We start from the raw sequence: 22,335 nt of genomic DNA, 5'->3' as shown, positions 1-22,335 counted from the left end.
TTAGTAGCGCTAGTTAGCCGACGATGGCGACTAGTTTGCGGCTAGTGGCTGATGCGCTGGCTTACTCGTTACGACTGGAGGGCGGCGAAAAATGTTCAACATAATTGACGATAAGCGGCGCTTATTTGTCCGAGCGAAACGCGCAAACGCCCGCCGCAGCGGGCTTGCAGCGATGCAATTAATTTAATGGCATGGCGCTGAAAATCGCTGCGGCGGGCGTTTGGTACAGGCGAATGTGTTTAGTGATTGGTGCTGTCGAGTTGCTCGCTCAGCAGGTGCAGGTGTTTTTTCGACAGTTCTAAAAAGCGCGGCGTGAGTCCGACGTCTTCATACAGCGGGTCGCCTTGTTCGTCCGTGGCGACCACATGGGTGCCTTTCACATACGGCAAGCCCGCTTCGAGTTCTTCAAGCGCGGCGCCGATCAGCTCGCCCAGCAGTTCTTGCGGGTGGCGTTTGGGATACATCTCGGCCAGCGCGGCCAGGCGCGCGGCGGCTTCCAGGTCGAGGTGTACTTCGTAGGGGCTGCGGGTCAGGCGGCCGGTGGCGTCGTTTTCCCATTGGCGAACCAGTTCGCGAATCTTCATAGCGTCCTCAGGTGTATGACGAAAGTGAGCGCCCGGCGCCGAGCAGTTGGCGCCGGGCTTACAGGGTTGAGACTAGACCGCTGCGCATTCGAGCGGCACCGTTCGTCGCACCCTTGCAAGACGATGGCGCATTCACGACGCTGCTCGCGAAGTGGCCAACGCGGGTTAAGCTCAAGCGCATGCGTGCATCAACAACAATGAATTGGCAGCGGAGAAGTGCGAATGGCTGAAATCGACGCGCGGTTGCGTGAGGACGTCCACCTGCTCGGAGAGTTGCTTGGCGAAACCATTGGCGCCCAGCGGGGCGAGGGCTTTGTCGACAAGATCGAGCGCATTCGTAAAGGCGCGAAAGCGGCCCGCCAGGGCTCAGAGAAAGGCGCGGCGCAACTGACCAGCACCCTCGACAGTTTGAAAGAAGACGAGCTGTTGCCCGTGGCGCGGGCGTTTAACCAGTTCCTCAACCTGGCCAACATTGCTGAGCAATATCACCAAGTCCGCCGCTTGGGGCCGGAAGAACCGCCGCGCTTCGAAGCCGAGGTGCTGCCGCAATTGCTGGAGCGCTTGAAGCAGGACGGCAACAGCGCCGAAGTGCTGGCCCGCCACCTGAGCCGTCTGGAAATCGAGCTGGTACTGACGGCGCACCCGACCGAAGTGTCGCGCCGCACGCTGATCCAGAAGTACGACGCCATCGCCGCGCAACTGGCCGCGCAGGATCACAGCGACCTCTCGCCCCTCGAGCGCAACCAGATCAAACAGCGGTTGCACCGCCTGATCGCCGAGGCGTGGCACACCGAAGAAATTCGCCGTACGCGGCCGAGTCCGGTCGACGAAGCCAAGTGGGGCTTCGCGGTAATCGAGCATTCGCTGTGGAAAGCGGTGCCCAAGTACCTGCGTGGCGCCGATGACGCGCTGTATGCCGCCACCGGCCTGCGCTTGCCGCTGACGGCGGCGCCGATTCGCTTCGCTTCCTGGATGGGCGGCGACCGTGACGGCAACCCTAATGTCACCGCGCCCATTACCCGCGAAGTGCTGTTGCTGGCGCGCTGGATGGCGGCGGATTTGTACCTGCGCGATGTGGATAACCTGGCCGGCGAGCTGTCGATGCAGCAGTGCAACGCCGCCGTGCGCGAGCTGGTGGGCGACAGCCCGGAGCCGTATCGCGCGCTGCTTAAACAACTGCGTGAACGCCTCAAAGCCACGCGCGCCTGGGCCGAAGCGGCGCTGCATGGCGACCTCGCGCCGTCGGCAGCGGTGCTGCACAGCAACAACGAATTGCTGGAGTCGCTGGAGCGTTGTTACCACTCGCTGCATGAATGCGGCATGGGCGTGATCGCCAACGGCCCGCTGCTCGATTGCCTGCGCAACGCCGCCACGTTTGGCTTGTTTCTGGTGCGTTTGGACGTGCGCCAGGACTCAACGCGCCACGCCTCGGCGATGAGTGAGATCACCGATTTCCTCGGCCTGGGCCGCTATCAGGACTGGGACGAGGAAACCCGCGTGGCCTTTTTGCTGCGTGAACTCAATAACCGTCGGCCCTTGTTGCCCGCCCATTACCAAGCCTCGGCCGACACCGCCGAGGTGCTCGCCACCTGCAAAGTAGTCGCGCAGGCGCCGCAGGCTTCGCTCGGTTCGTATGTCATTTCCATGGCCGGTGCGCCTTCGGATGTGCTGGCGGTGCAACTGCTATTAAAAGAAGCCGGGTTGCAACGCCCGATTCGCGTGGTGCCACTGTTTGAAACCCTGGCCGATCTGGAAAACGCCGGCCCGGCCATCGATCGCCTGCTTGGCCTGCCGGGTTATCGATCACGCTTGCACGGCCCGCAGGAAGTGATGATCGGCTATTCCGACTCGGCCAAAGACGCCGGCACCACCGCAGCCGCCTGGGCGCAGTACCGCGCGCAGGAAGCGTTGGTGAACGTGTGCCGCGAGCATCAAGTGGAGCTGCTGCTGTTTCACGGTCGTGGTGGCACGGTTGGGCGCGGTGGCGGTCCCGCCCACGCGGCGATTCTGTCGCAGCCGCCGGGTTCGGTGGCGGGGCGGTTCCGCACCACGGAGCAGGGCGAGATGATCCGCTTCAAGTTCGGTCTGCCCGACATTGCCGAGCAAAACCTCAACCTGTACCTGGCCGCCGTGCTGGAAGCCACGGTGCAACCGCCACCCGTGCCGGAACCCGCGTGGCGTGACTTGATGAGCAAGTTGGCCGAGGACGGCGTTGCGGGTTACCGCGCCGTGGTGCGCGAGCACCCGCAATTCGTTGAGTACTTCCGCCAAGCCACGCCAGAGCAGGAGCTGGGCCGTTTGCCGCTGGGCAGCCGGCCGGCGAAACGGCGCGAAGGCGGGGTGGAAAGCCTGCGCGCCATTCCGTGGATATTCGCCTGGACGCAAACGCGCCTGATGCTGCCGGCCTGGCTGGGCTGGGAAGCGGCGCTGGGCAATGCGTTGGAGCGGGGCGAGGGCGAGTTGCTGGCCGAGATGCGCGAACGCTGGCCGTTCTTCCGCACGCGCATCGACATGCTGGAGATGGTGCTGGCCAAAGCAGACGCCGCCATTGCCGGTTTGTACGACGAACGTCTGGTGTCAGACGAGCTGCGACCGCTGGGTGCGCATTTACGCGACCTATTGTCGCAGGCGGGGTCGTGTGTGCTGACCCTGACTGGTCAGTCGCAGCTGTTGGCGCACAGTCCTCAGACGTTGTCGGCCTTCACTGTAAGGAACACTTACCTCGACCCGCTGCATCTTCTGCAGGCTGAGCTGCTTGCCCGTTCTAGACAGTCCGAGCGCCAGGCAGACAGCCCGTTGGAGCAAGCGCTGCTGGTCAGCGTGGCAGGTATTGCAGCGGGGTTGCGCAACACCGGTTAAGGCATTGGCGACGGGCCTGGAAAGGGCATTCCAGATGCCTTGAAAGGCCCGGTTTGCTCATACTTTCGGTGGCTTGTGCGGTGCCGGTGCGCTGTGTATCTTGATCAACCTTTTGGCCGCTCCGTGCTGCCGGGACCTATACCGAGATTGGCCCAACGAGGCGAATCCGACGAGTTCTATTCAATCTTGAGGAGCACAGAGATGCGCGTGATTCTGTTGGGAGCGCCCGGTGCCGGCAAAGGTACCCAGGCTCGCTTCATCACCGAGAAATTCAACATTCCACAGATCTCGACCGGCGACATGCTGCGCGCAGCCGTCAAAGCGGGTACCGAGCTGGGTCTGCAGGTGAAGGGCGTGATGGACAGCGGCGGTCTGGTTTCCGATGACCTGATCATCGGCCTGATCAAAGAGCGCATCGCTCAAGCAGATTGCGCCAACGGCTTCTTGTTCGACGGCTTCCCGCGCACCATTCCTCAGGCCGAAGCCTTGAAAGACGCCGGCGTGAAGTTGGACCACGTAGTGGAAATCTCGGTAGACGACGAAGAAATCGTTCAGCGCATTTCCGGTCGCCGCGTTCACGCTGATTCCGGCCGCGTTTACCACCTGATCTACAGCCCGCCCAAAGTGGAAGGCAAAGACGACGTCACCGGCGAAGACCTGGTGCAGCGCGTTGACGACACCGAAGCCACCGTGCGCAACCGCCTGCGGGTTTACCACGATCAAACCAAGCCGCTGGTGAACTTCTACCAGCAGCTGTCCGCCGCTGAAGGCACGCCCAAGTACAGCTACATCGAAGGCGTTGGCTCGGTGGAAGACATCACCGCCAAGGTTCTCGCGGCCCTGAGCTAAGCGAACCGACCCGCTTCAAACCAACGGCCCGCTTGCGGGCCGTTGGCGTTTATACTGCGCAGCGTTTTTTTCGACCAAAGCCCTGGATACCCCGAATGAGCACTCTGCTGGCCCTGGATACCGCAACCGAAGCTTGCTCCGTTGCCTTGCTGCATGACGGCAAAGTGCTGAGCCACTACGAAGTGATTCCGCGCCTGCACGCTCAGCGCCTGCTGCCGATGATCAAAGACCTGCTGGCCGAAGGCGGCATCAGCCTGTCGGCAGTCGATGCGATTGCCTTCGGCCGTGGTCCTGGCGCGTTTACCGGCGTGCGTATTGCCATCGGCGTGGTTCAAGGCTTGGCATTTGCGCTGGACCGCCCGGTGCTGCCGGTGTCGAACCTGGCCGTTCTGGCCCAGCGCGCGTTGCGCGAGCACGGCGCGCAGCAAGTGGCGAGCGCCATCGATGCGCGCATGGACGAAGTGTATTGGGGTTGTTACCGCGCCGAGCAGGGCGAAATGCGATTGGCCGGCGTTGAAGCGGTACTCGCGCCCGAGCAAGCGAACCTGCCGCGCGACGCCAGCGGCGAGTGGTTCGGCGCAGGCACCGGCTGGGGCACTTTCGCGGCGCGCATTCCGGTGGCTGTCGTTGGCCAGGAACCGGCCATGCTGCCTCACGCGCTGGACTTGCTCACCCTGGCACAAAGCGCCTGGGCCCGTGGCGAAGCGCTGCCGGCGGATCAGGCGCAGCCGGTATACCTGCGTGACAACGTGGCCACGCCCAAAGCGGCGCCTTGACCGTCCGGCGCTAAAACGTCCCGCTTGTAAGTAATTTCCGACTAGCTGTGTAAGCCCGGATTGCGCTTATAAATCGACTCTGGTTGCATACCCGACACATAGATTGGCCGTAGTTGCGTTTGGCCATTGTCTGTCAGCCATTTCCGATACTTTTGCTAGAGAAGTACGAGCAGTAATGCGCATCGACGGTTTTACCTCCTCTTACACGTTGGATCGCACCCCTCGTCCGGGAAGCGCGGTCACGCCTTTTCGCGAGATTCAGCGCGAACAAGAGGCCCGTCGTGAGGTGCCGGCTACGCCGTCGACCACGCAAGGTATCGAAAGCACGCCTCAGCAACGTCGGGTGCAAGCCAGCAACGCCAGCAGCGACAGCCTGCCGGCCCGCTCGCAAGACGTGTATACCCAGCGCAGCGGCGTAAGCGCCCGCGCTCAGCAGGCACTGGCCAGCTACGCCAGCACCGCTAGCTACTCGAACGAATCCGACGCCACGGAAATTCTCGGCCTCGATACGTACGCCTGAAGCCTTGATGCTTCCCTATTTCCTCGGTTGTCCTTCCTGGAGTGAACCTGCCTGGCGCGGTGATCTGTATCCTGATTCCGCCCGCAGCGCCGACTTTCTCGGCCTCTACGCTCAAGTCTTCAACACCGTTGAAGGCAACACCACCTTCTACGCCCAGCCCTCGGAAGCCACCGTGCAACGCTGGGCCGAGCAGATGCCGGAACACTTTCGCTTCTGCGCCAAATTGCCCCGCGACATCAGTCACAGCAGCGATCTGTTCGCGCAGTTCGACGCCGCGCACGCCTTTGTCCGCCTGTTAAAACCGTTGGGTCCACGCGTGGCGCCGTATTGGCTGCAGTTGCCCGCCAAGTTCGGCCCGCAGCGCCTGGCCGAGTTGCAAGCGTTTATCGCTGAGCTGGCTGTGCCGTTGGCGGTGGAGGTTCGCCATCCGGCGTTCTTTGCCAAAGGTGAAGACGAGCGAGCGCTGAATCGGATGCTGCTCGGTCAGGGCGTCGAGCGCGTGTGTCTGGATTCGCGGGCATTGTTCAGTTGCACGTCCAACGACCCCGCGGTGGCCCACGCGCAGGCGAAAAAGCCGCGCTTGCCCACTCGGCCGGCGGCATTCACGCCGTTTCCGCAGCTTCGTTTTATCGGTCATCCCGCCCTGGCAGCCAACGACGCTTTTATGCAGCCGTGGCTGAGCAAGGTCGCCGGCTGGATTGAAGAGGGGCGTACGCCCTATGTCTTTCTGCACACGCCCGACAACGTATTGGCCGCGCAACTGGCGCGACGGTTTCACCAGCAGTTGCGCCAGTTGCTGCCCGGTTTGCCGACGTTGTCGGAATTAGAGGTCGAACCGGCGGCGGCGCAGTTGGGTCTGCTTTAAGGTTGATGCAGACGCCAGCCCCACCCATCAAGCCCAACAGAACGCAGGACGCACCCCCATGCCCTCGCAACTCGAACGCGCCCACGCCTTTCAGCAACTCCATGCCGCCGACGGCGCGTTTGTGATCCCCAACCCGTGGGACGCCGGCTCGGCGAAAATGCTCGCCAGCCTCGGCTACAAAGCCTTGGCCACCACCAGCGCTGGCCTGGCATTTTCCTTGGGGCGGCCAGATGCCGAAGGCGCGCTGTCGCTGGAGGAAAACCTCGCCAACGCGCAGTCCATCGTCGCTGCCACCGCTTTGCCCGTGGCGGGCGATCTGGAAAACGGTTTCGCCGATGATCCCGAAGGCTGCGCCATTTGCATTAAGCGTGCGGCCGAAGTCGGTTTGGTCGGCGGTTCCATCGAAGACGCTAGCGGCCGCGCTGAGGCGCCGATCTACGATTTCCAACTGGCCGTCGAGCGCGTTCAGGCCGCCGTCGCCGCCGCGCGCAGCCTGGCGTTTCCCTTCACCCTCACGGCGCGGGCCGAGAATCTGTTGAATGGCCGCGACGACCTGGCCGACACCATCCGCCGTCTGCAAGCGTTCGCCGAAGCGGGTGCCGACGTGCTGTTTGCGCCGGGCCTGCGTTCGGTGCAGGAAATTGAAACGGTGGTGCGCGCCCTGGCGCCCAAGCCGGTCAATGTGTTGATGGGCTTGTCGGGCGTGACGCTCACCGTGGCGCAGCTTCAGGATTTGGGTGTGAAGCGCATCAGCGTCGGCTCGTCCTTGGCCCGCGCGGCCTACGGTGAATTCTTCCGCGCCGCCCAGGCCATCCAGCAAGACGGCCGCTTCACGTTCGCCGAGCAGGCGATGCCGTTTCAACAGCTGAACAATCTGTTCAAGGGCTGACGGTGCGCGGGCTGCTCAAATTGTTAATCGTCATCGTGGTTCTGGGCGCCGCGCCGTTCGCGGTGTGGCGCGGCTGGTGGCAAGTGCCGCCACAGTGGAACCCATGGGCGCCGCTGGACGTGCGTCTGGCGCCGAACTGGCTGACGCCGTGGAAGATGATGCGTCTGGGCCAGGACCGTGAGCTCTGCGCCCAAGCCTTGGCCACCTCGCCGGTGCGGTTTTTACCCTTGGCCGACAATGCCGCCACGGCCAATTGTCCGTTGAGTAACGTGGTCCGCGTGCAAGGCTCGCAACTGGCCTTCAGCAGCAACTTTATCGCCACCTGCCCGCTGGCCGTGGCCTTGGCAATGTACGAACGCCACGGTCTGCAACCAGCCGCGCAAGCGGTGTACGGCCAGGCGGTGACGCGCATCGACCATCTCGGCAGCTTCGCCTGCCGCAACATCGGCAACAGCTCACGGCGCAGCCAGCACGCCAGCGCCAATGCCCTGGACATCGCCGGTTTCCGTCTGGCCGACGGCCGCCGCATTACCGTTGCGCGGGACTGGAACGGCGACGATGACGAGGCGCGCTTTCTGCGCCTGGCCCGCGACGCCGGCTGCAAAGCGTTCAACGTCACCCTGAGCCCGGATTACAACGCCGCGCATCACGACCATTTCCACCTCGACATGGGCACGTTTCGCCTCTGTCGCTAGGCTCTGGCAGAATGCCGCGCCCCTTAATTACGAGCCGCCTGTCCATGAGCGATCACATTCCCAGCGTTGTAGTGCGTGCCCAAGCTTTGGCGCCGGCCTTTACCGAGGCCGCTGCGCAGTGGGCCGTGCGCCTGGGTTTGCCCCTGGAAGGTGAGGCTGACTTTGCCTTGCAACTGGGCGAAAGCGGTTTGCAGTTGGCCGATCTCGGGCCGCAGGCGCCTGGGCCGGTGCGGGTCGATTTCGTCGAAGGCGCGGTGGCGCATCGACGCTTGTTTGGCGGCGGCACGGGGCAAATGATCGCCAAGGCGGTGGGCGTGCAACCGGGCGTGCGGCCGTCGGTACTGGACGCCACGGCGGGTCTGGGGCGTGATGCGTTTGTGCTGGCGAGCCTGGGTTGCCAGACGGCGATGATCGAGCGTCAGCCGCTGATTGCTGCGTTGCTTGAAGACGGCCTGGCGCGAGCCAAAGGCGATGAAGAGGTCGGCCCGATTGTGGCGCAGATGCGCTTGCTGGTCGGCAACGCCATTGAGGTGATGCAAACCTGGGAAGGGGAGGCGCCGCAGGTGATTTACCTCGACCCGATGTTTCCCCATCGCGACAAAAGCGCGCTGGTGAAAAAGGAAATGCGCCTGTTCCGCCCGCTGGTGGGCGACGACCTCGATGCCCCGGCGCTACTCGAAGCGGCGCTGGCGCTGGCCACTCACCGCGTGGTGGTCAAACGCCCGCGCAAGGCGCCGATCATCGCTGGCACCAAGCCCAGCTATGCGCTGGACGGCAAATCGAGCCGCTACGACATCTACCCGAAAAAAGCGCTCAAGCCTTGAGGTGATGGCGTTTCCAGGAATCGAGGCTAAAGCCTCTCCTACGGCCAGCACACTGAAGTGCGCCCCAAAAGTTGGACACCCATCCAACCTTTGGGGCTTCTTCCATGAGCAAGTACACAACGCATTTCAAGCTGTCTGTTATCACCGCCTTCCTTGAGCGAGGCCGAGGCTTTCGCTTTATTGCTGAGCAATTCCAGCTAGATCCCACCCTGCTTCGGCGTTGGGTAGAAGCCTACCGGTTGCATGGCGATGCCAGCCTGCGGGCCCGGCCAGTCAGCTATAGCGCAGAGTTCAAGCTCGCTGTTCTTCAGCAGATGTGGCGTGAAAATCTTTCTTTTCGTTGCGTGGCCGCGGCTTTCAATTTGGGTAATTCAACCCAAGTGGGCATATGGCAGCAGCAGTATTACAGTGGCGGCTTTGAAGCCCTGGAGTCAGCCAGGAAAGGACCGCCCGCCGTTATGACACTACCTCCCGCCAAGCCCTCTGCACCTGAAACCACAAGCGATGAAGATCTTTCGCATGCTGAGTTGCTGCTCAAGCTACGCAAGCTCCAAGTGGAGAACGCCTGGCTAAAAAAGCTCAAGGAGCACAGGGAGGAGAAGAAAAGGCAGGAGAAAGCAGCAAAGAAAAAACGAAGTTGATCACCGAGCTGCGTGATCATTTCTCGCTCGAAGAACTGCTTGAAGTCGCGCAGTTGGCGCGCAGCACGTATTACTACCAGCTCAATCTGATGAACACCGGAGATCGGTTCGCGCCTCTGAAAGCCTCTATCCAGAGCGTTCAGGAGGAGCATATGGGGCGCTATGGCTATCGCCGAATGACCGCTGCGTTGCGTAATGCTGGCCAGATGGTTAACAGCAAAACGGTGCGGCGCCTCATGGGCGATCTAAATCTTAAGTGCACGGTGCGACCGAAAAAGTACCGCTCGTATCGGGGCTTGGTCGGCAAGGCTTCGCCTAATGTTTTGGCCCGTCAGTTTGAAGCGGACCAGCCAAACCAGAAGTGGGTCACGGACGTAACCGAGTTCAAAGTGGCCGGCGAAAAGCTTTACCTGTCCCCGGTGCTGGACCTGTTCAACGGCGAAATCGTTGCCTATCAAACCGACACCCGACCACGTTACGCCTTGGTAGGCCGCATGCTGGAGCAAGCGCTTGAAGGTCTGCCCGAGACGGCAAAACCGCTGCTGCACTCAGATCAGGGCTGGCACTACCAATATCCTGACTACCGGGAGCGCTTGGAAAAAGCAGGCCTGAAGCAAAGCATGTCACGCAAAGGCAACTGCCTGGACAACGCCACAATGGAGAGCTTTTTTGGCACGCTTAAGTCGGAGTACTTCTACCGCGAGCGTTTCGATAACGTCGCTCAGCTGCAAGCCGGGCTGGACGAATACATCCGTTACTACAACCATGATCGGATCAAGATGAAGCTAGGCGGCCTCAGCCCTGTTGCTTACAGAGCAAAGGCCGTCATGGCTTAACCAGTACGTGTCCAACTTTTGGGGCGCACTTCACACTCCTGTAGGAGCGGCTTCAGCCGCGAGCTTTTAATTCTTTAATTCAACGCGGCAAATAAGCCCGCACAAACATCGCCACCGCGTCGGCAATCTGCTCCTCGGTGGAGCACAGCTCGTCTTCGGCATTGCAGCCAATCAGCAGTCGGAAGTTGATGCCACCCTTGAGCAGACAAAGAAAATGCTCGGCGGCCAGCTCCGGATTCTCGATGCGTAATTTCCCTAACTGATCGGCCTTGCTCAGCAACCCGGCCATTTCGTCGTGCACGACCTTCGGACCGGACTCGTAAAACATCTTCGCCAGCTTCGGGTCCTGGCTGCCTAGGGAAATCATCACGCGGTGCAGTTCGATGGACTCGCGGCTGCTGACCAAGCAATGAAAGGCCTGGGCAACATTCAGCAGCACGGTTTCGATAGGCGCGGTTTCCAGCAGCTCGAAAATCACCAACGGCATCTGTTCTTCGCACTTGGCGCGCACCGCCATGGAGAACAGCGTCTCTTTGTCGGTGAAGTGGCTGTACACCGTGAGCTTGGAAACGCCGGCCTCGGCGGCAATGGCATCCATGCTGCAACCGTCGTAACCCAGACGCAGGAACAGGTTCTTGGCGGCATCAAGAATGGCGGCGCGCTTTGTAAGGTCTTTCGGACGACCGGGTCCGCTTGGCGGTAATAGATTGTCTGACATTTCGCGTTTTATTACTGGACTGGCGAGTTTGCTATTTTTACTATACCGCCCAGTACAATTATTCAAAGCCTTAATTCGCGAAAGGTCTTACATCATGTTCCGCCATGTCCTGCCACTCGCCTTGCCCGTTTCGCTTGTTGTTTTGCTCGCTGCTTGTGGCTCCGCTGAGGAAGTGAAGACTCCTCCGCGTCCGGCCCTGGTGGTTCAGCCCCAGCCTGCCGGCGAAACCGCCGACACCTTTCCTGGCGAAGTGCGGGCCCGACTGGAGCAGGATTTGGCCTTCCGCATCGGCGGCAAAGTGACCAAACGACTGGTTGATGTAGGCGCGCGAGTGAAGAAGGACCAGCCGCTGGCCGAGCTGGATCCGCAAGACGTGCAACTGCAACTGGAAGCTCAGCGCGCACAAGTGGCCGCCGCGACCGCCAACCTGCAGTTGGTGCGCAGCGAACGTGACCGGTACAAAACCTTGTTTGATCGGCAGATGGCCAGCCGCTCGCAGTACGACAACGCCGAAAACCTCTACCGCGCCGGCGAAGCGCGGGTGAAGCAGGCCAAGGCTGAATTTGATGTCTCCAACAACCAGGCCGGCTACTCGGTGCTGCGCGCGACGCAATCGGGCGTGGTGGCGCGGCGTCTGGTTGAAGTGGGTAACGTGGTCGCCGCCGGGCAAACGGTTTACACCGTGGCCGCCGATGGCGAACGTGAGGTGCTGATCAGCCTGCCGGAGCACAGCATCGAGCGCTTCAGCATTGGCCAAGAGGTGTTCGTCGAACTCTGGTCGCGCCCCGATACCCGTTACCCCGCACGCATTCGCGAACTGTCGCCAGCGGCCGATCCGCAATCGCGCACCTACGCCGCCCGCGTTTCCTTTACCGCCGACAAAGTGCTGGCAGACCTCGGCCAGAGCGCGCGCGTATTCGTGCCGGTGGCCGGGGAGGTGCCGCTGGCCATTCCGCTCTCGGCGCTGAGTGCCGAAGGCGGCAAACCCTTCGTATGGGTGGTGGAACCGAAAACCGCGAAACTCACTCGCCGCAGCGTCAAGGTCGGCCCGTATGGCGAAGACCAGGTGCCGGTGCTCGAAGGGTTGCAAGCCACCGACTGGGTAGTCGCCGCCGGTGTTCAAGTACTGCGTGAAGGCCAGGAAGTCCGGCCGGTGGACCACGCCAATCGCTCGGTCAAACTGGCAGCGCAGGAGTAAACACGGATGAGCTTCAACCTATCCGAATGGGCGCTGCGCAATCGGCAGATCGTGCTGTTCCTGATGTTGCTGCTGGCCCTTGTCGGCGGCATGTCGTACACCAAACTGGGGCAGAGCGAAGACCCGCCCTTCACCTTCAAGGCCATGGTGGTGCGCACGCTTTGGCCGGGCGCCAGCGCTGAAGAAGTGTCGCGGCAGGTGACCGAGCGCATCGAGAAGAAGCTGATGGAAACCGGCGAGTTCGAGAAGATTGTCTCGTTCTCGCGCCCGGGTGAATCGCAGGTCACTTTTATGGCCCGCGATTCCATGAATTCCCGCGACATTCCCGAGCTCTGGTACCAGATTCGCAAGAAGGTCAGCGACATCCGCTACACCTTGCCGCAAGGCATTCAGGGGCCGTTCTTTAACGACGAATTCGGCACCACCTACGGCAACATCTATGCACTGACCGGCGAGGGTTTCGACTACGCCGTGCTCAAGGACTACGCCGACCGCATTCAGCTGCAACTGCAGCGCGTTAAGGACGTGGGCAAGGTCGACCTGCTCGGACTGCAAGACGAGAAAATCTGGATCGAGCTTTCCAACGTCAAAGCCGCGACCCTCGGTTTGCCGATGGCGGCCGTGCAAAAAGCGCTGGAAGAACAGAACACCGTGGCCTCGTCGGGCTTTTTCGAAACGCCGTCAGACCGTATTCAGTTGCGCGTGACCGGGCGCTTCGAGTCGGTGGATGAGATCAAAGCCTTTCCGATCCGGATCGGCGACCGCACATTCCGTATTTCCGATGTCGCCGAAGTGCACCGTGGCTTCAGCGATCCGCCCGCGCCGCGCATGCGTTTCATGGCCCAGGACGCCATTGGCTTGACCGTGTCGATGAAACCCGGCGGCGACATTCTGGTGCTGGGCAGCGCCCTGGAAAAAGAATTCGCCCGTATGCAGCAAACGCTGCCGGCCGGTATGCAGCTGAGCAAGGTCTCGGACCAACCCGCGGCGGTGAAAACCGGCGTCGGCGAGTTCGTTCAGGTGCTGGTCGAAGCCCTGGCCATTGTGATGTTGGTGTGCTTCTTCTCCCTGGGTTTGCGCATCGGTCTGGTGGTGGCGCTGGTGATTCCACTGGTGTTGGCCATGACGTTCACGGCCATGTACTACCTGGGCATCGGCCTGCACAAAATTTCCCTTGGCGCGCTGGTGCTGGCGCTGGGGTTGTTGGTGGACGATGCGATCATCGCCGTTGAGATGATGGCGATCAAAATGGAGCAGGGGTACTCGCGCTTTAAAGCCGCGAGTTTCGCCTGGACCAGCACCGCCTTCCCGATGCTGACCGGCACGTTGATTACGGCGGCCGGCTTCCTGCCAATCGCCACCGCGCAATCGGGCACCGGCGAATACACCCGCTCGATCTTCCAGGTGGTGGCCATCGCGCTGCTGGTGTCGTGGATTGCCGCGGTGATTTTCGTGCCCTATATCGGCGAAAAATTACTGCCCGATCTGGCCAAGCTGCACGCCGCCAAACACGGCGGCAGCGACGCCGGCCACGACCCGTACTCGACGCCGTTCTACCGCCGTGTGCGCGGGGTTGTCGAATGGTGCGTGGGGCATCGCAAAACCGTAATCGTGTTGACCCTGGCGTTGTTTGCCGGCTCGATCTTTATGTTCAAGTTCGTGCCCCAGCAGTTCTTCCCGTCTTCGGGGCGACTGGAGCTGATGGTCGATTTGAAACTCAGCGAAGGCGCGTCGTTGAAGGCCACTGAGGAGCAGGTTCGTCATCTGGAAAGCCTGCTTAAAGATCACCCCGGCATCGACAACTATGTGGCCTACGTCGGCACCGGTTCGCCGCGTTTCTACCTGCCGCTGGACCAACAACTGCCGGCCGCCAGCTTCGCGCAATTCGTGGTGCTGAATAAGACCATCGAAGACCGCGAAGCCGTGCGCAAATGGCTGATCGAAACCCTGGCCAACGAATTCCCGACCTTGCGCACCCGCATCACGCGCCTGGAAAACGGCCCGCCTGTGGGCTATCCGGTGCAGTTCCGGGTGTCGGGTGAGCACATTGATGAAGTGCGCACCCTGGCGCGTGAAGTGGCGGACCGTGTGCGCGAAAATTCACACGTCACCAACGTGCATCTGGACTGGGAAGAGCCGAGCAAAGTCGTGTACCTGAGCATTGATCAGGAGCGCGCTCGCGCCCTGGGCGTGAGCAGTGCCAGCCTGTCGACCTTCCTGCAAAGCGCACTGTCGGGCAACAGCGTCAGCCAGTACCGAGAAGACAACGAGTTGATCGAAATTCTGCTGCGCGGCACCGTGCGTGAGCGCCAACAACTGGCGTTGCTGCCAAGCCTGTCGGTGCCAACCGACACGGGCCAGAGCGTGGCGCTGTCGCAAATTGCCACGCTCAAATACGGCTTTGAAGAAGGCATTATCTGGCACCGCGATCGTCTGCCGACGGTGACGGTGCGCGCCGATGTGTACGGCAAGGAACAGCCGGCCAGCATCGTCAAACAGATCCTGCCGACCCTCAGCGACGTGCGCGCCAAACTACCCGACGGTTACCTGCTCGACGTGGGCGGCACCGTGGAAGATTCCGCCCGTGGCCAAAACTCGGTGAACGCCGGTATTCCGCTGTTTATCGTGGTGGTGTTGGGGTTGTTGATGTTGCAGCTGAAAAGCTTCTCGCGCTCGGCCATGGTGTTTCTCACCGCGCCGCTGGGCCTGATCGGCGTGACCCTGTTCCTGCTGGTGTTCAACCAGCCGTTCGGGTTTGTGGCCATGCTCGGCACCATCGCTTTGTCCGGCATGATCATGCGTAACTCGGTGATTCTGGTGGACCAGATCGAGCAAGACATCAACGCCGGCCATGACCGCTGGCACGCCATTATCGACGCCACGGTGCGGCGCTTCCGTCCCATAGTGCTCACCGCACTGGCGGCGGTGCTGGCGATGATTCCGCTGTCGCGCAGTACCTTCTTCGGGCCGATGGCGGTGGCGATCATGGGGGGGCTGATTGTGGCGACGGCGCTGACCTTGTTGTTCCTTCCGGCTTTGTATGCCGCGTGGTTCAAGGTGCGACCGGAAGAGAAGGTCGCCGAGTAGAAACAAAAAAGCCCGGCCAATTGGCCGGGCTTTTTTCTGGCTGTCGTGGGCGCGGCTTACAGCGCGCCGAACACTTTCTTGGCCAGGCTGGTTGCCGCTGCCGCCGGGTTTTCGCGGATGGTGGCTTCCTGTTTGGCGATCATTTCGAACAGGCCATCAAGCGCTTTCTCAGTGACGTAGTTTTCGATATTGGCGCTTTTCGCGTCCACAGCGCCGAGGCTGGCGGCCTGGCTGGCGAAGGCGTTGTACTGCTTGGCCAGACCCACCTGATCGGTGGCTTGCTTGACGATGGGCAGGAACTTGGCGCGAATCTGCTCGCGGCTGCTTTTGTTCAAGTACTGAGTGGCGGCGTCATCCTTGCCGGCCAGAATGCCTTTGGCATCGGCCACGGTCATTTTCTTCACCGCATCCACCAGCAGCGCCTGAGCTTGCGGCACCGCGGCTTCGGCGGCTTTGTTCATGCTGGTTTCAAGTTGGTCGACCTGCGCGCCCATACCCATCATTTTCATGGCCTTGGCAGCCTTGCCCAGATTGCCGGGCAACTCGATGCGCACTTCGTCGTTGTTGCTGAAGCCGCCCGGCTTGCCGAGTTCTTTCACGGCAATTTGCGCACCTTGGGTCAGAGCATCTTTAAGGCCGCTACTGGCGTCGGTTTGCGAGAGGTCGCTAATGGACAACGCGAACGCCTGCGCAGAAAGCGCAATGCCGGCGAGCAGGGTGGTGAAGGTGGCAGTGGAGCGAAGCATGGGCGCATTCCTATTGTGGTGAATGGCCGGAGCTTAGCTGAGCGCACCGCCCAGGCAAACCCGGGCGGTGTGTTGACGACGGTTATTGCCCCATCGGGCCGCGCAGGTATTCGGGCGGCAGGTAGAAGTACCAATAGAGAATCGCCGACACCAGCACGGTCACCAACGTCAAAACGGAAACACCCCACACGCTGGACGCGAACAGGAAGCCTTGCTTCTGGTTATTGCGCATAAAGGTCGGCAGACCCACGTACAGCAGGAACGTCGAGTACGCGCAGGCGGATAACAGCACGAATACCGCCAGCCATCGGCTCGGGTACAAGCCCGCCAGACCGGACACAAACAACGGCGAGGCCGTGTACGCGGCGAAGCCGATGCATTGGTTTAACGTCGGACGCGTCGCAAACGTGCGTGACATCCAGCGAATGAAAAAGCCCATCAGCGCGGTGCCGACCAGGGTAGCGGCATAGATGATGGCGCTCAGCGCCAGGGCGCTGTCGGCGGTCAGGCGAACGGTCTCGTTCTCCGCCAGGCTCCAGCCCACACGGGTGGTGCCGATGAACAGGGCGAAGGGCGGAATCAGCCCAAGAAAAATCAGATGGGGCCAGTAGTTACGGGGTTTCTGCTCTTCTTCCTTGCGGATTTCAGTCCAGACGCGGTCCGGCTGGGTGAAGAGTTTGATCAGGTGCGTACTCATCATTCGGGTCCTCGCGCAGATCGGTGCGACGTATCGATGGATGCCGACCGGTTACAGGTTTAGACGCGACCTGCGCTGAGGGTTTCAAGAGTTTTTGCCGCTTCGGGCTCAACGGTTGGCAGACGATGGGCTGAGCATGACCACGGGGCGAATGTCGAAATCGCGCGTCAGATAGTCCATGCGCGTCTCAGTGAAACGCTGCATATGCGGCAGCGCCGAGTGCACGTCGAGGTGCGCTTTGCTTTGCCAGATCTCATAGAAAATGAACAGCGTGGGGTCTTGGGCGTCGCGCAGCATGTGATATTCGATGCAGCCCGGTTCCGCGCGGCTGGGTTCAACGTAGGCGCTAAACAGCGCTTCGAAGGCATCTGACATTTCCGGTTTTGTGTAAGCGTGCAGGATAAAACCGTAGGGTTGGTCGCTCATGTGAGTCGCTCCGAAGTGGTGTGGATTGCTGCAGTTTAAATGGGGAGTCGATCACCGATTCATGCTTCTTGAGCAAATATCAATTGCGTTCCGGGCGGTTTTTCTCCTCGCGTGAGGCCGGTAGTCTGCCGGCCATCGACTCACTCACCGAGGTTCTCCCCGTGAAAAATATCCTTCTGCTTAACGGCGGCAAGCAATTCGCCCACTCTGATGGCCGCTACAACCAGACCCTGCACGACGCCGCGCTGAGCTTTCTCGATCGCTCCGGTTTTGATGTTGGCGAAACCTTCATCGATGGCGGCTACGACGTGGCCGACGAAGTGCAAAAGTTTCTCTGGGCCGACGTGATCATTTATCAAATGCCGGGCTGGTGGATGGGCGCGCCGTGGACGGTGAAGAAGTACATCGACGAAGTGTTCACCGAAGGCCATGGCAGCCTTTACGCCAATGACGGCCGCACCCGTTCCGATGCGTCGCAAAAATACGGCAGCGGCGGCTTGCTGCACGGTAAGCAGTACATGATTTCCGCCACCTGGAACGCCCCGCAGCAAGCCTTCGACGACCCCTCCGATTTCTTCGAAGGCAAAGGCGTGGACGCGGTGTATTTCCCGTTTCACAAAGCCAATGAGTTCCTCGGCATGACCGGCTTGCCGACTTTTCTCAGCGTGGATGTGATGAAGCGTCCGAACGTGGAAGGTGATATCGCTCGTTACGAGCAGCACTTGGCGAGCGTGTTCAAGGCCTGACCGCGCAGCACGTAAGTGCCAGGAGACGGGAGGGCTGGCAATACAGGTGGCAGGTTGGCACTATGCGCGCCCGCCAACGTTCCAGGCGGCGACTATAAGGACATTCCGCGCAATGAAATTCTCCCGTATTGCCGGCGCGCTGGCGCTGGCCGCTCTGGTGAGTGGTTGCTCCACCGCTGCCTATTTCAAGCTGCCTGAGCACAGCAAAGTCGAAATCTACAAACGCGACACCCAGTACAACCAAGGGCTGATCAAAACCCGTCCGTTCGCCTGGAGTGCTGCGGGTGGTATTCCGTACAAAATCACCGACGACAACGGCACCCTATTGCAAGAAGGCAAACTGCGTTCGCGCTTCCGGGTCGGCTCGATTTTCTGGCCACCGTTCGCGATCATTTATTGGCCAATGAAATTCGGCCAGACCTGCTACGACCTGACCGGCGCTTCGCCGCTGACCTGTACGCATCAGGACATGATCGACCTGCGCCGCAATCAGCGTTTGCCGCGTTGATCGCCAAGCGGGGCGTTTGCAGGAATCGCGGCTAAAGCCTCTTCCACAGACACCCCGATTTCTGTAGGAGCGGCTTCAGCCGCGATCCCTGCACAAGGTGAACTACAGGCAAAAAAAGGGAGCGCCCCGCGCTCCCTTTTTCATTTCTGCCAAACCCTTACAACCCGTCCACCAAATCTTCGCTGCGATCCATCGCCACCTGGCGAATGGACAGCCGAATCTCTGCCGGCAACACGCGCTTGGCGGCGCCTTCAGCCAGCTCGTTAAGCAGCGGATGGTGGCTGAGCTTGCCGGCCTGGTCCTGACGCAATACGCCTTGATCAAGCAGGGTCTGGATGAAGTGGCGGAACAGACTCTTATCGAAAAACTCCGGGGCATTCAGGCCATGGAGAATCGACAAGCGCTGCGCCATTACCGTGCACAGGTCTTCCAGCTCCTCGGCGCTGATGGTGTTCTGTCCAGCATTAAGCAGCAGCGCCGTGGCCATGTAGAAACGCTGCAAGGTTTGCGCAATGGCGCGCGACAGCAACGTCAGCAGCACAAAATTGCGCGAGCTCGGCGCCGGGCGCACGTAGGCGTCGTTTTCGAACTTCAGCAGCCCTTGCTCCACAAACGCTGCCAGCCATTGATCCACCACCGGCTCCAGCTCATCCACGCTCCAGCGGATAAAAAGCTCCGACTGCAAGTACGGATACAGCGCGCGGGTGTAGCGCAGAATCTGCTCGCGGCTCATGCGCGCGCTGCTCTGGAAGAAGCTGGCGAGCAACGCCGGCAGGGCGAAAATGTGCAGCACGTTGTTGCGGTAGTACGTCATCAGGATGGCGTTCTGCTCATCCAGATACAGAATCTTGCCCAGCGAATCTTTCTGCTCGGCGAGTAGCTTCATGCCTTGCACGTACTGAATCAGCGCCTGGCCGTCGCCCTCGGGCAGCGTGGTGTGCGGCGAATACGGCACAGCGCGCAGCAGCGTCAGGTACAGGTCGAGCACGCGGGTGAGGGCGCGGTCGTCGAGGGCCAACTTGCTGGTAGACAGCAACGCCAGCGCCACCAGGTTCACCGGGTTCACCGCCGCCGCTTCGTTGAGGTGCTGCGCCACGCGCTCGGACAACCGATGGGTGCTGTCGCTCAACCACTCGGGGCGGTATTGCGGCCCCAGTTCCTGTTCGCGCCAGCCAGGCTGGTCGGCATCGAGGAATTCGGCCAGCTTGATTGGCTCGCCGAAGTTCACCCACACGCTGCCAAAGCGCTGCTTGAGCGCGCCGATGACTTTGAAAATATCGAAGATCGACTCTTTCTTCTTGCTCGCACCGCGCAGCTCGCCCAAATACGTGCGGCCTTCCAGCACACGCTCGTAGCCGATGTACACCGGCACAAACACCACCGGCAGGCGATTGGAGCGCAGGAAGCTCCGCAAGGTGATCGCCAGCATGCCGGTCTTGGGCTGCAACATGCGCCCGGTGCGCGAGCGACCGCCTTCGACGAAGTACTCAACCGGGAAGCCCTTGCTGAACAAGGTGTGCAGGTATTCGTTGAACACCGCCGTGTACAGCGGATTGCCCTTGAATGTGCGGCGCATAAAGAAGGCGCCGCCACGACGCAGCAGGCTACCGATGACCGGCATGTTCAGGTTGATGCCGGCCGCAATGTGCGGCGGCGTCAGGCCGTTGCGGAACAGCAGGTAGGAGAGCAGCAAGTAGTCGATATGGCTGCGATGGCACGGCACGTAAATCACCTCGTGCCCCTGCGCTACGTCTTGCACGCCCTCGATGTGGTTGACCTTGATGCCGTCGTAAATCTTGTTCCAGAACCAGCTCAGCACCAGCTCCAGGAAACGGATGGCGGTATAGGTGTAGTCCGAGGCGATTTCATTGCCATAGCGCAGCGCCAGAGCTTCAGCTTTAGCCGGCGAGATTTTCTCGCGCTCCACTTCCTCGGCAATGGCTTGGCGCACCAACGGACCGTGCACCAGACCTTTCACCAAATTGCGACGGTGCGAGACGTCTGGCCCGATGACGGCCGCGCGCTGGTTACGGAAGTGCACCCGCAAGATGCGCTGCACCATGCGCAGGGTGCGCTCGTGGCCTTTGTCTTGCGCCACGATCTCGCGCAGGTGAATAGGCGCCGAGAACTGCACGCGGGTTTTGCGCCCCAGAATCAGGATGCTCACCAGGCGGCGAAGGCGCCCGGTCACGGCCCAGCTGTCGGCAAACAGCAGCTTCCACGGGCTGGTTTCGCGGTCGGGCGACTGCCCCCAAAACACACTCACCGGCACGATTTGCGCGTCTTCCACGGCATGCTGATTCAGCGCGCCGACCAGGCGTACCAACGTCGGCGAGGTGCCGGGCTTGCTCGGCGTGCCCAGCCAACCCGGCTCGGGGTTGAGGTAGAAGAATGCAGCCGGCTCAATCAGATCGCCAACGGCCACCGGCACCACCGGGCGCGGCAGGCCGGCCTTGGTGCACTCTCTGTCGAGCACCGCCAAGTCACTCAGCGACGGCTGTTGCAGCACATAGAGCACCGGCTTGCTGCGGTCGAGCTTAAGGGTGAAGGCGGACTGGTTGATGGTTTCCGAGCGCACCCAGAGATACAGCAGGCGGCGCAAGGTACCGAAGACAAGACGGCGAAACGGGGAGCGGGTCATACAAAGTCTGTCGAAATCGAGCCTCGGCTCGGGGACGCTAGTTTGCCGTATGAAGGGGCCGGCGGCAAAAGGCATCTGGCAGGCGAGCCACCGTCGTTTGGGCGCGCCACAGAGGCGGGGTTACGCCGCATGCCGCAAGCGGGGGCTGATCCTTCGAACGCGCACCGAAATGTTACCGATGCCCACAGACGAGGCTGGGCTGAACCTCTTTTTCGTACGTGCGTACCTGACTTAAAAAGCGGCTGGAGCGCTCTATCACGGGATGTGTGGCGCTTTGGCGGAAATTGCTTGGCAGGCTTTGTGCTTACGCAATCAGCCGGCGCCGCTTCGCTTGAGGCGTGCCGCCGCTGATCCGTCGACTCCTCCTTGAGAGGACATAAAAAATGCGAGTTGGAGAAAGTAGTAATGGCTGAACGCGAGACAGGAACCGTTAAGTGGTTCAATGATTCCAAAGGCTATGGCTTCATTCAGCGTGAAAGTGGCGCCGATGTGTTTGTTCACTACCGCGCGATTCGCGGCGAAGGCCACCGGTCCCTGAATGAAGGCGATCGCGTTGAGTTTGCTGTAATCGATGGTCAAAAGGGCCCGCAGGCCGAGGACGTAACCAAAGGCTGAATGCTCCGGTTACCCAACAAAAAGCCCCGCTCGTGCGGGGCTTTTTGCCTTCAACAGTCAACAGCATCGCGGCTAATCGGAATGCCGCCCAGCCGCTCCCACAGGTTCTGCGTCATCTGTAGGAGCGGCTTTAGCCACGATCCCTGCAAACGACAGTCGTGGGAATCCGCTTCAACTGGTATGCCAGGTAATCTCTTCTTCCCCATCGGCGCTGATGCGAATCCAGCGATCAGCCTGTTCTTCGGCTTCTTCCTCACTCCAGCCACCCGGTGCGCAGCGCACTTCCACGTTCAGCGCAGCGAAGGCGGCACGGGCGCAGGCGAGGTCGTCGTCCCACGGGGTGATGTCGCTTTCCAGAAACAGGCTGTTCCACTTGCCCACGGCTTTGGGCAGCCAGGTCACGGGGATCGGGCCTTCGCTGCTGGCGATGCTGCATTTATACGTTTGCCCTTGCTGACGCCACGCCGAGCACGGGCCCAGCGCCTTGCTCAGCCAGTCGGTGATGGCGTTGTGGTCGGCGTCTTTTACGTAGATTTCGATGTCGGGTTGGCGCATGGGGTTCTCTTTGTTCGGGGCCTTACAGTGATGGAGGAAAGTCTCCGAGCGAAGGTCAGG

Annotated in this window: 21 protein-coding genes; 14 read left to right on the top strand and 7 right to left on the bottom strand. The window is 61.1% G+C overall.

What is annotated here, in order from left to right:
- Positions 1–239: 239 nt before the first annotated feature.
- Complete coding sequence (locus ACZZ0Q_RS18005) at positions 240–584, bottom strand: pilin assembly protein (RefSeq protein WP_463541334.1); 345 nt, start codon at positions 582–584, stop codon at positions 240–242.
- Positions 585–806: 222 nt separating this feature from the next.
- On the opposite strand from ACZZ0Q_RS18005, the gene ppc reads away from it, so the two are divergent.
- From ppc to ACZZ0Q_RS17960, 9 genes are all read left to right on the top strand, one after another.
- Entirely contained in the window at positions 807–3,443 is a 2,637-nt protein-coding gene (ppc, locus tag ACZZ0Q_RS18000) for a phosphoenolpyruvate carboxylase (RefSeq protein WP_463541335.1), read from the top strand.
- 201 nt (positions 3,444–3,644) lie between these two features.
- On the top strand, positions 3,645–4,292 hold the full coding sequence (gene adk / locus ACZZ0Q_RS17995; protein WP_463381911.1) for an adenylate kinase: 648 nt from the start codon (positions 3,645–3,647) through the stop codon (positions 4,290–4,292).
- A 95-nt stretch (positions 4,293–4,387) separates the two neighbouring features.
- A complete protein-coding gene (gene tsaB, locus ACZZ0Q_RS17990) occupies positions 4,388–5,068 on the top strand; it encodes a tRNA (adenosine(37)-N6)-threonylcarbamoyltransferase complex dimerization subunit type 1 TsaB (protein WP_463541336.1) in 681 nt (226 codons plus the stop codon).
- A 175-nt stretch (positions 5,069–5,243) separates the two neighbouring features.
- A complete protein-coding gene (locus tag ACZZ0Q_RS17985) occupies positions 5,244–5,588 on the top strand; it encodes a hypothetical protein (RefSeq protein ID WP_463541337.1) in 345 nt (114 codons plus the stop codon).
- Positions 5,589–5,595: 7 nt separating this feature from the next.
- Positions 5,596–6,453, top strand: a complete 858-nt coding sequence (locus tag ACZZ0Q_RS17980) for a DUF72 domain-containing protein (RefSeq protein ID WP_463541338.1) — start codon at positions 5,596–5,598, stop codon at positions 6,451–6,453.
- A 58-nt stretch (positions 6,454–6,511) separates the two neighbouring features.
- On the top strand, positions 6,512–7,342 hold the full coding sequence (locus tag ACZZ0Q_RS17975; RefSeq protein WP_463541339.1) for an isocitrate lyase/PEP mutase family protein: 831 nt from the start codon (positions 6,512–6,514) through the stop codon (positions 7,340–7,342).
- A gap of 26 nt (positions 7,343–7,368) precedes the next feature.
- Positions 7,369–8,037 carry an extensin-like domain-containing protein gene (locus ACZZ0Q_RS17970; RefSeq protein ID WP_463542299.1) on the top strand — a complete coding sequence of 223 codons (669 nt, stop codon included), beginning with the start codon at positions 7,369–7,371 and terminating at the stop codon, positions 8,035–8,037.
- Positions 8,038–8,081: 44 nt separating this feature from the next.
- Complete coding sequence (locus ACZZ0Q_RS17965) at positions 8,082–8,861, top strand: class I SAM-dependent methyltransferase (protein WP_463541340.1); 780 nt, start codon at positions 8,082–8,084, stop codon at positions 8,859–8,861.
- A gap of 104 nt (positions 8,862–8,965) precedes the next feature.
- Positions 8,966–10,338 (top strand): IS3 family transposase gene (locus tag ACZZ0Q_RS17960; protein ID WP_463560811.1). Its coding sequence is split into 2 segments (ribosomal slippage): positions 8,966–9,442 and positions 9,445–10,338, totalling 1,371 coding nucleotides; the frame shifts between segments, so codons are not numbered across the junction.
- Positions 10,339–10,417: 79 nt separating this feature from the next.
- Here the strand turns inward: ACZZ0Q_RS17960 and ACZZ0Q_RS17955 are convergent.
- Entirely contained in the window at positions 10,418–11,056 is a 639-nt protein-coding gene (locus tag ACZZ0Q_RS17955) for a TetR/AcrR family transcriptional regulator (RefSeq protein WP_122492715.1), read from the bottom strand.
- A 94-nt stretch (positions 11,057–11,150) separates the two neighbouring features.
- Between ACZZ0Q_RS17955 and ACZZ0Q_RS17950 the strand changes: the two genes are divergently transcribed.
- Both ACZZ0Q_RS17950 and ACZZ0Q_RS17945 read left to right on the top strand, forming a co-directional pair.
- On the top strand, positions 11,151–12,254 hold the full coding sequence (locus ACZZ0Q_RS17950) for an efflux RND transporter periplasmic adaptor subunit (RefSeq protein ID WP_463541341.1): 1,104 nt from the start codon (positions 11,151–11,153) through the stop codon (positions 12,252–12,254).
- 6 nt (positions 12,255–12,260) lie between these two features.
- Positions 12,261–15,341 (top strand): efflux RND transporter permease subunit, encoded by a 3,081-nt coding sequence (locus tag ACZZ0Q_RS17945; RefSeq protein WP_463541342.1) that lies wholly within the window; start codon positions 12,261–12,263, stop codon positions 15,339–15,341.
- 56 nt (positions 15,342–15,397) lie between these two features.
- Here ACZZ0Q_RS17945 and ACZZ0Q_RS17940 read toward each other — a convergent pair whose 3' ends face one another.
- From ACZZ0Q_RS17940 to ACZZ0Q_RS17930, 3 genes are all read right to left on the bottom strand, one after another.
- On the bottom strand, positions 15,398–16,087 hold the full coding sequence (locus ACZZ0Q_RS17940) for a DUF4197 domain-containing protein (RefSeq protein WP_463541343.1): 690 nt from the start codon (positions 16,085–16,087) through the stop codon (positions 15,398–15,400).
- Between the two features lie 82 nt (positions 16,088–16,169).
- A complete protein-coding gene (locus ACZZ0Q_RS17935) occupies positions 16,170–16,784 on the bottom strand; it encodes a Yip1 family protein (protein WP_463541344.1) in 615 nt (204 codons plus the stop codon).
- 108 nt (positions 16,785–16,892) lie between these two features.
- The gene (locus tag ACZZ0Q_RS17930) at positions 16,893–17,210 is read right to left on the bottom strand and encodes a putative quinol monooxygenase (protein ID WP_463541345.1); all 318 of its coding nucleotides are present in this window, start codon (positions 17,208–17,210) and stop codon (positions 16,893–16,895) included.
- Positions 17,211–17,371: 161 nt separating this feature from the next.
- Here ACZZ0Q_RS17930 and mdaB point away from each other — a divergent pair, with 161 nt between their 5' ends.
- The gene (gene mdaB, locus ACZZ0Q_RS17925; RefSeq protein WP_463541346.1) at positions 17,372–17,956 is read left to right on the top strand and encodes an NADPH:quinone oxidoreductase MdaB; all 585 of its coding nucleotides are present in this window, start codon (positions 17,372–17,374) and stop codon (positions 17,954–17,956) included.
- Positions 17,957–18,068: 112 nt separating this feature from the next.
- The gene (locus tag ACZZ0Q_RS17920; RefSeq protein WP_463541347.1) at positions 18,069–18,464 is read left to right on the top strand and encodes a hypothetical protein; all 396 of its coding nucleotides are present in this window, start codon (positions 18,069–18,071) and stop codon (positions 18,462–18,464) included.
- A gap of 157 nt (positions 18,465–18,621) precedes the next feature.
- On the opposite strand, the gene plsB is transcribed toward ACZZ0Q_RS17920, so the two are convergent.
- Positions 18,622–21,105 (bottom strand): glycerol-3-phosphate 1-O-acyltransferase PlsB, encoded by a 2,484-nt coding sequence (gene plsB, locus ACZZ0Q_RS17915; RefSeq protein WP_463541348.1) that lies wholly within the window; start codon positions 21,103–21,105, stop codon positions 18,622–18,624.
- Between the two features lie 405 nt (positions 21,106–21,510).
- Here plsB and ACZZ0Q_RS17910 point away from each other — a divergent pair, with 405 nt between their 5' ends.
- Complete coding sequence (locus ACZZ0Q_RS17910) at positions 21,511–21,720, top strand: cold shock domain-containing protein (protein WP_110616040.1); 210 nt, start codon at positions 21,511–21,513, stop codon at positions 21,718–21,720.
- A gap of 171 nt (positions 21,721–21,891) precedes the next feature.
- Here the strand turns inward: ACZZ0Q_RS17910 and ACZZ0Q_RS17905 are convergent, their stop codons facing one another.
- Complete coding sequence (locus ACZZ0Q_RS17905) at positions 21,892–22,275, bottom strand: hypothetical protein (protein ID WP_463541349.1); 384 nt, start codon at positions 22,273–22,275, stop codon at positions 21,892–21,894.
- Between the last annotated feature and the right edge of the window lie 60 nt (positions 22,276–22,335).

The sequence above is a fragment of the Pseudomonas sp. AC070 genome, assembly GCF_979258635.1.
The sequence above is the reverse complement of the archived record's forward strand: the minus strand, read 5'-3'. Positions and strand labels throughout refer to the sequence as shown.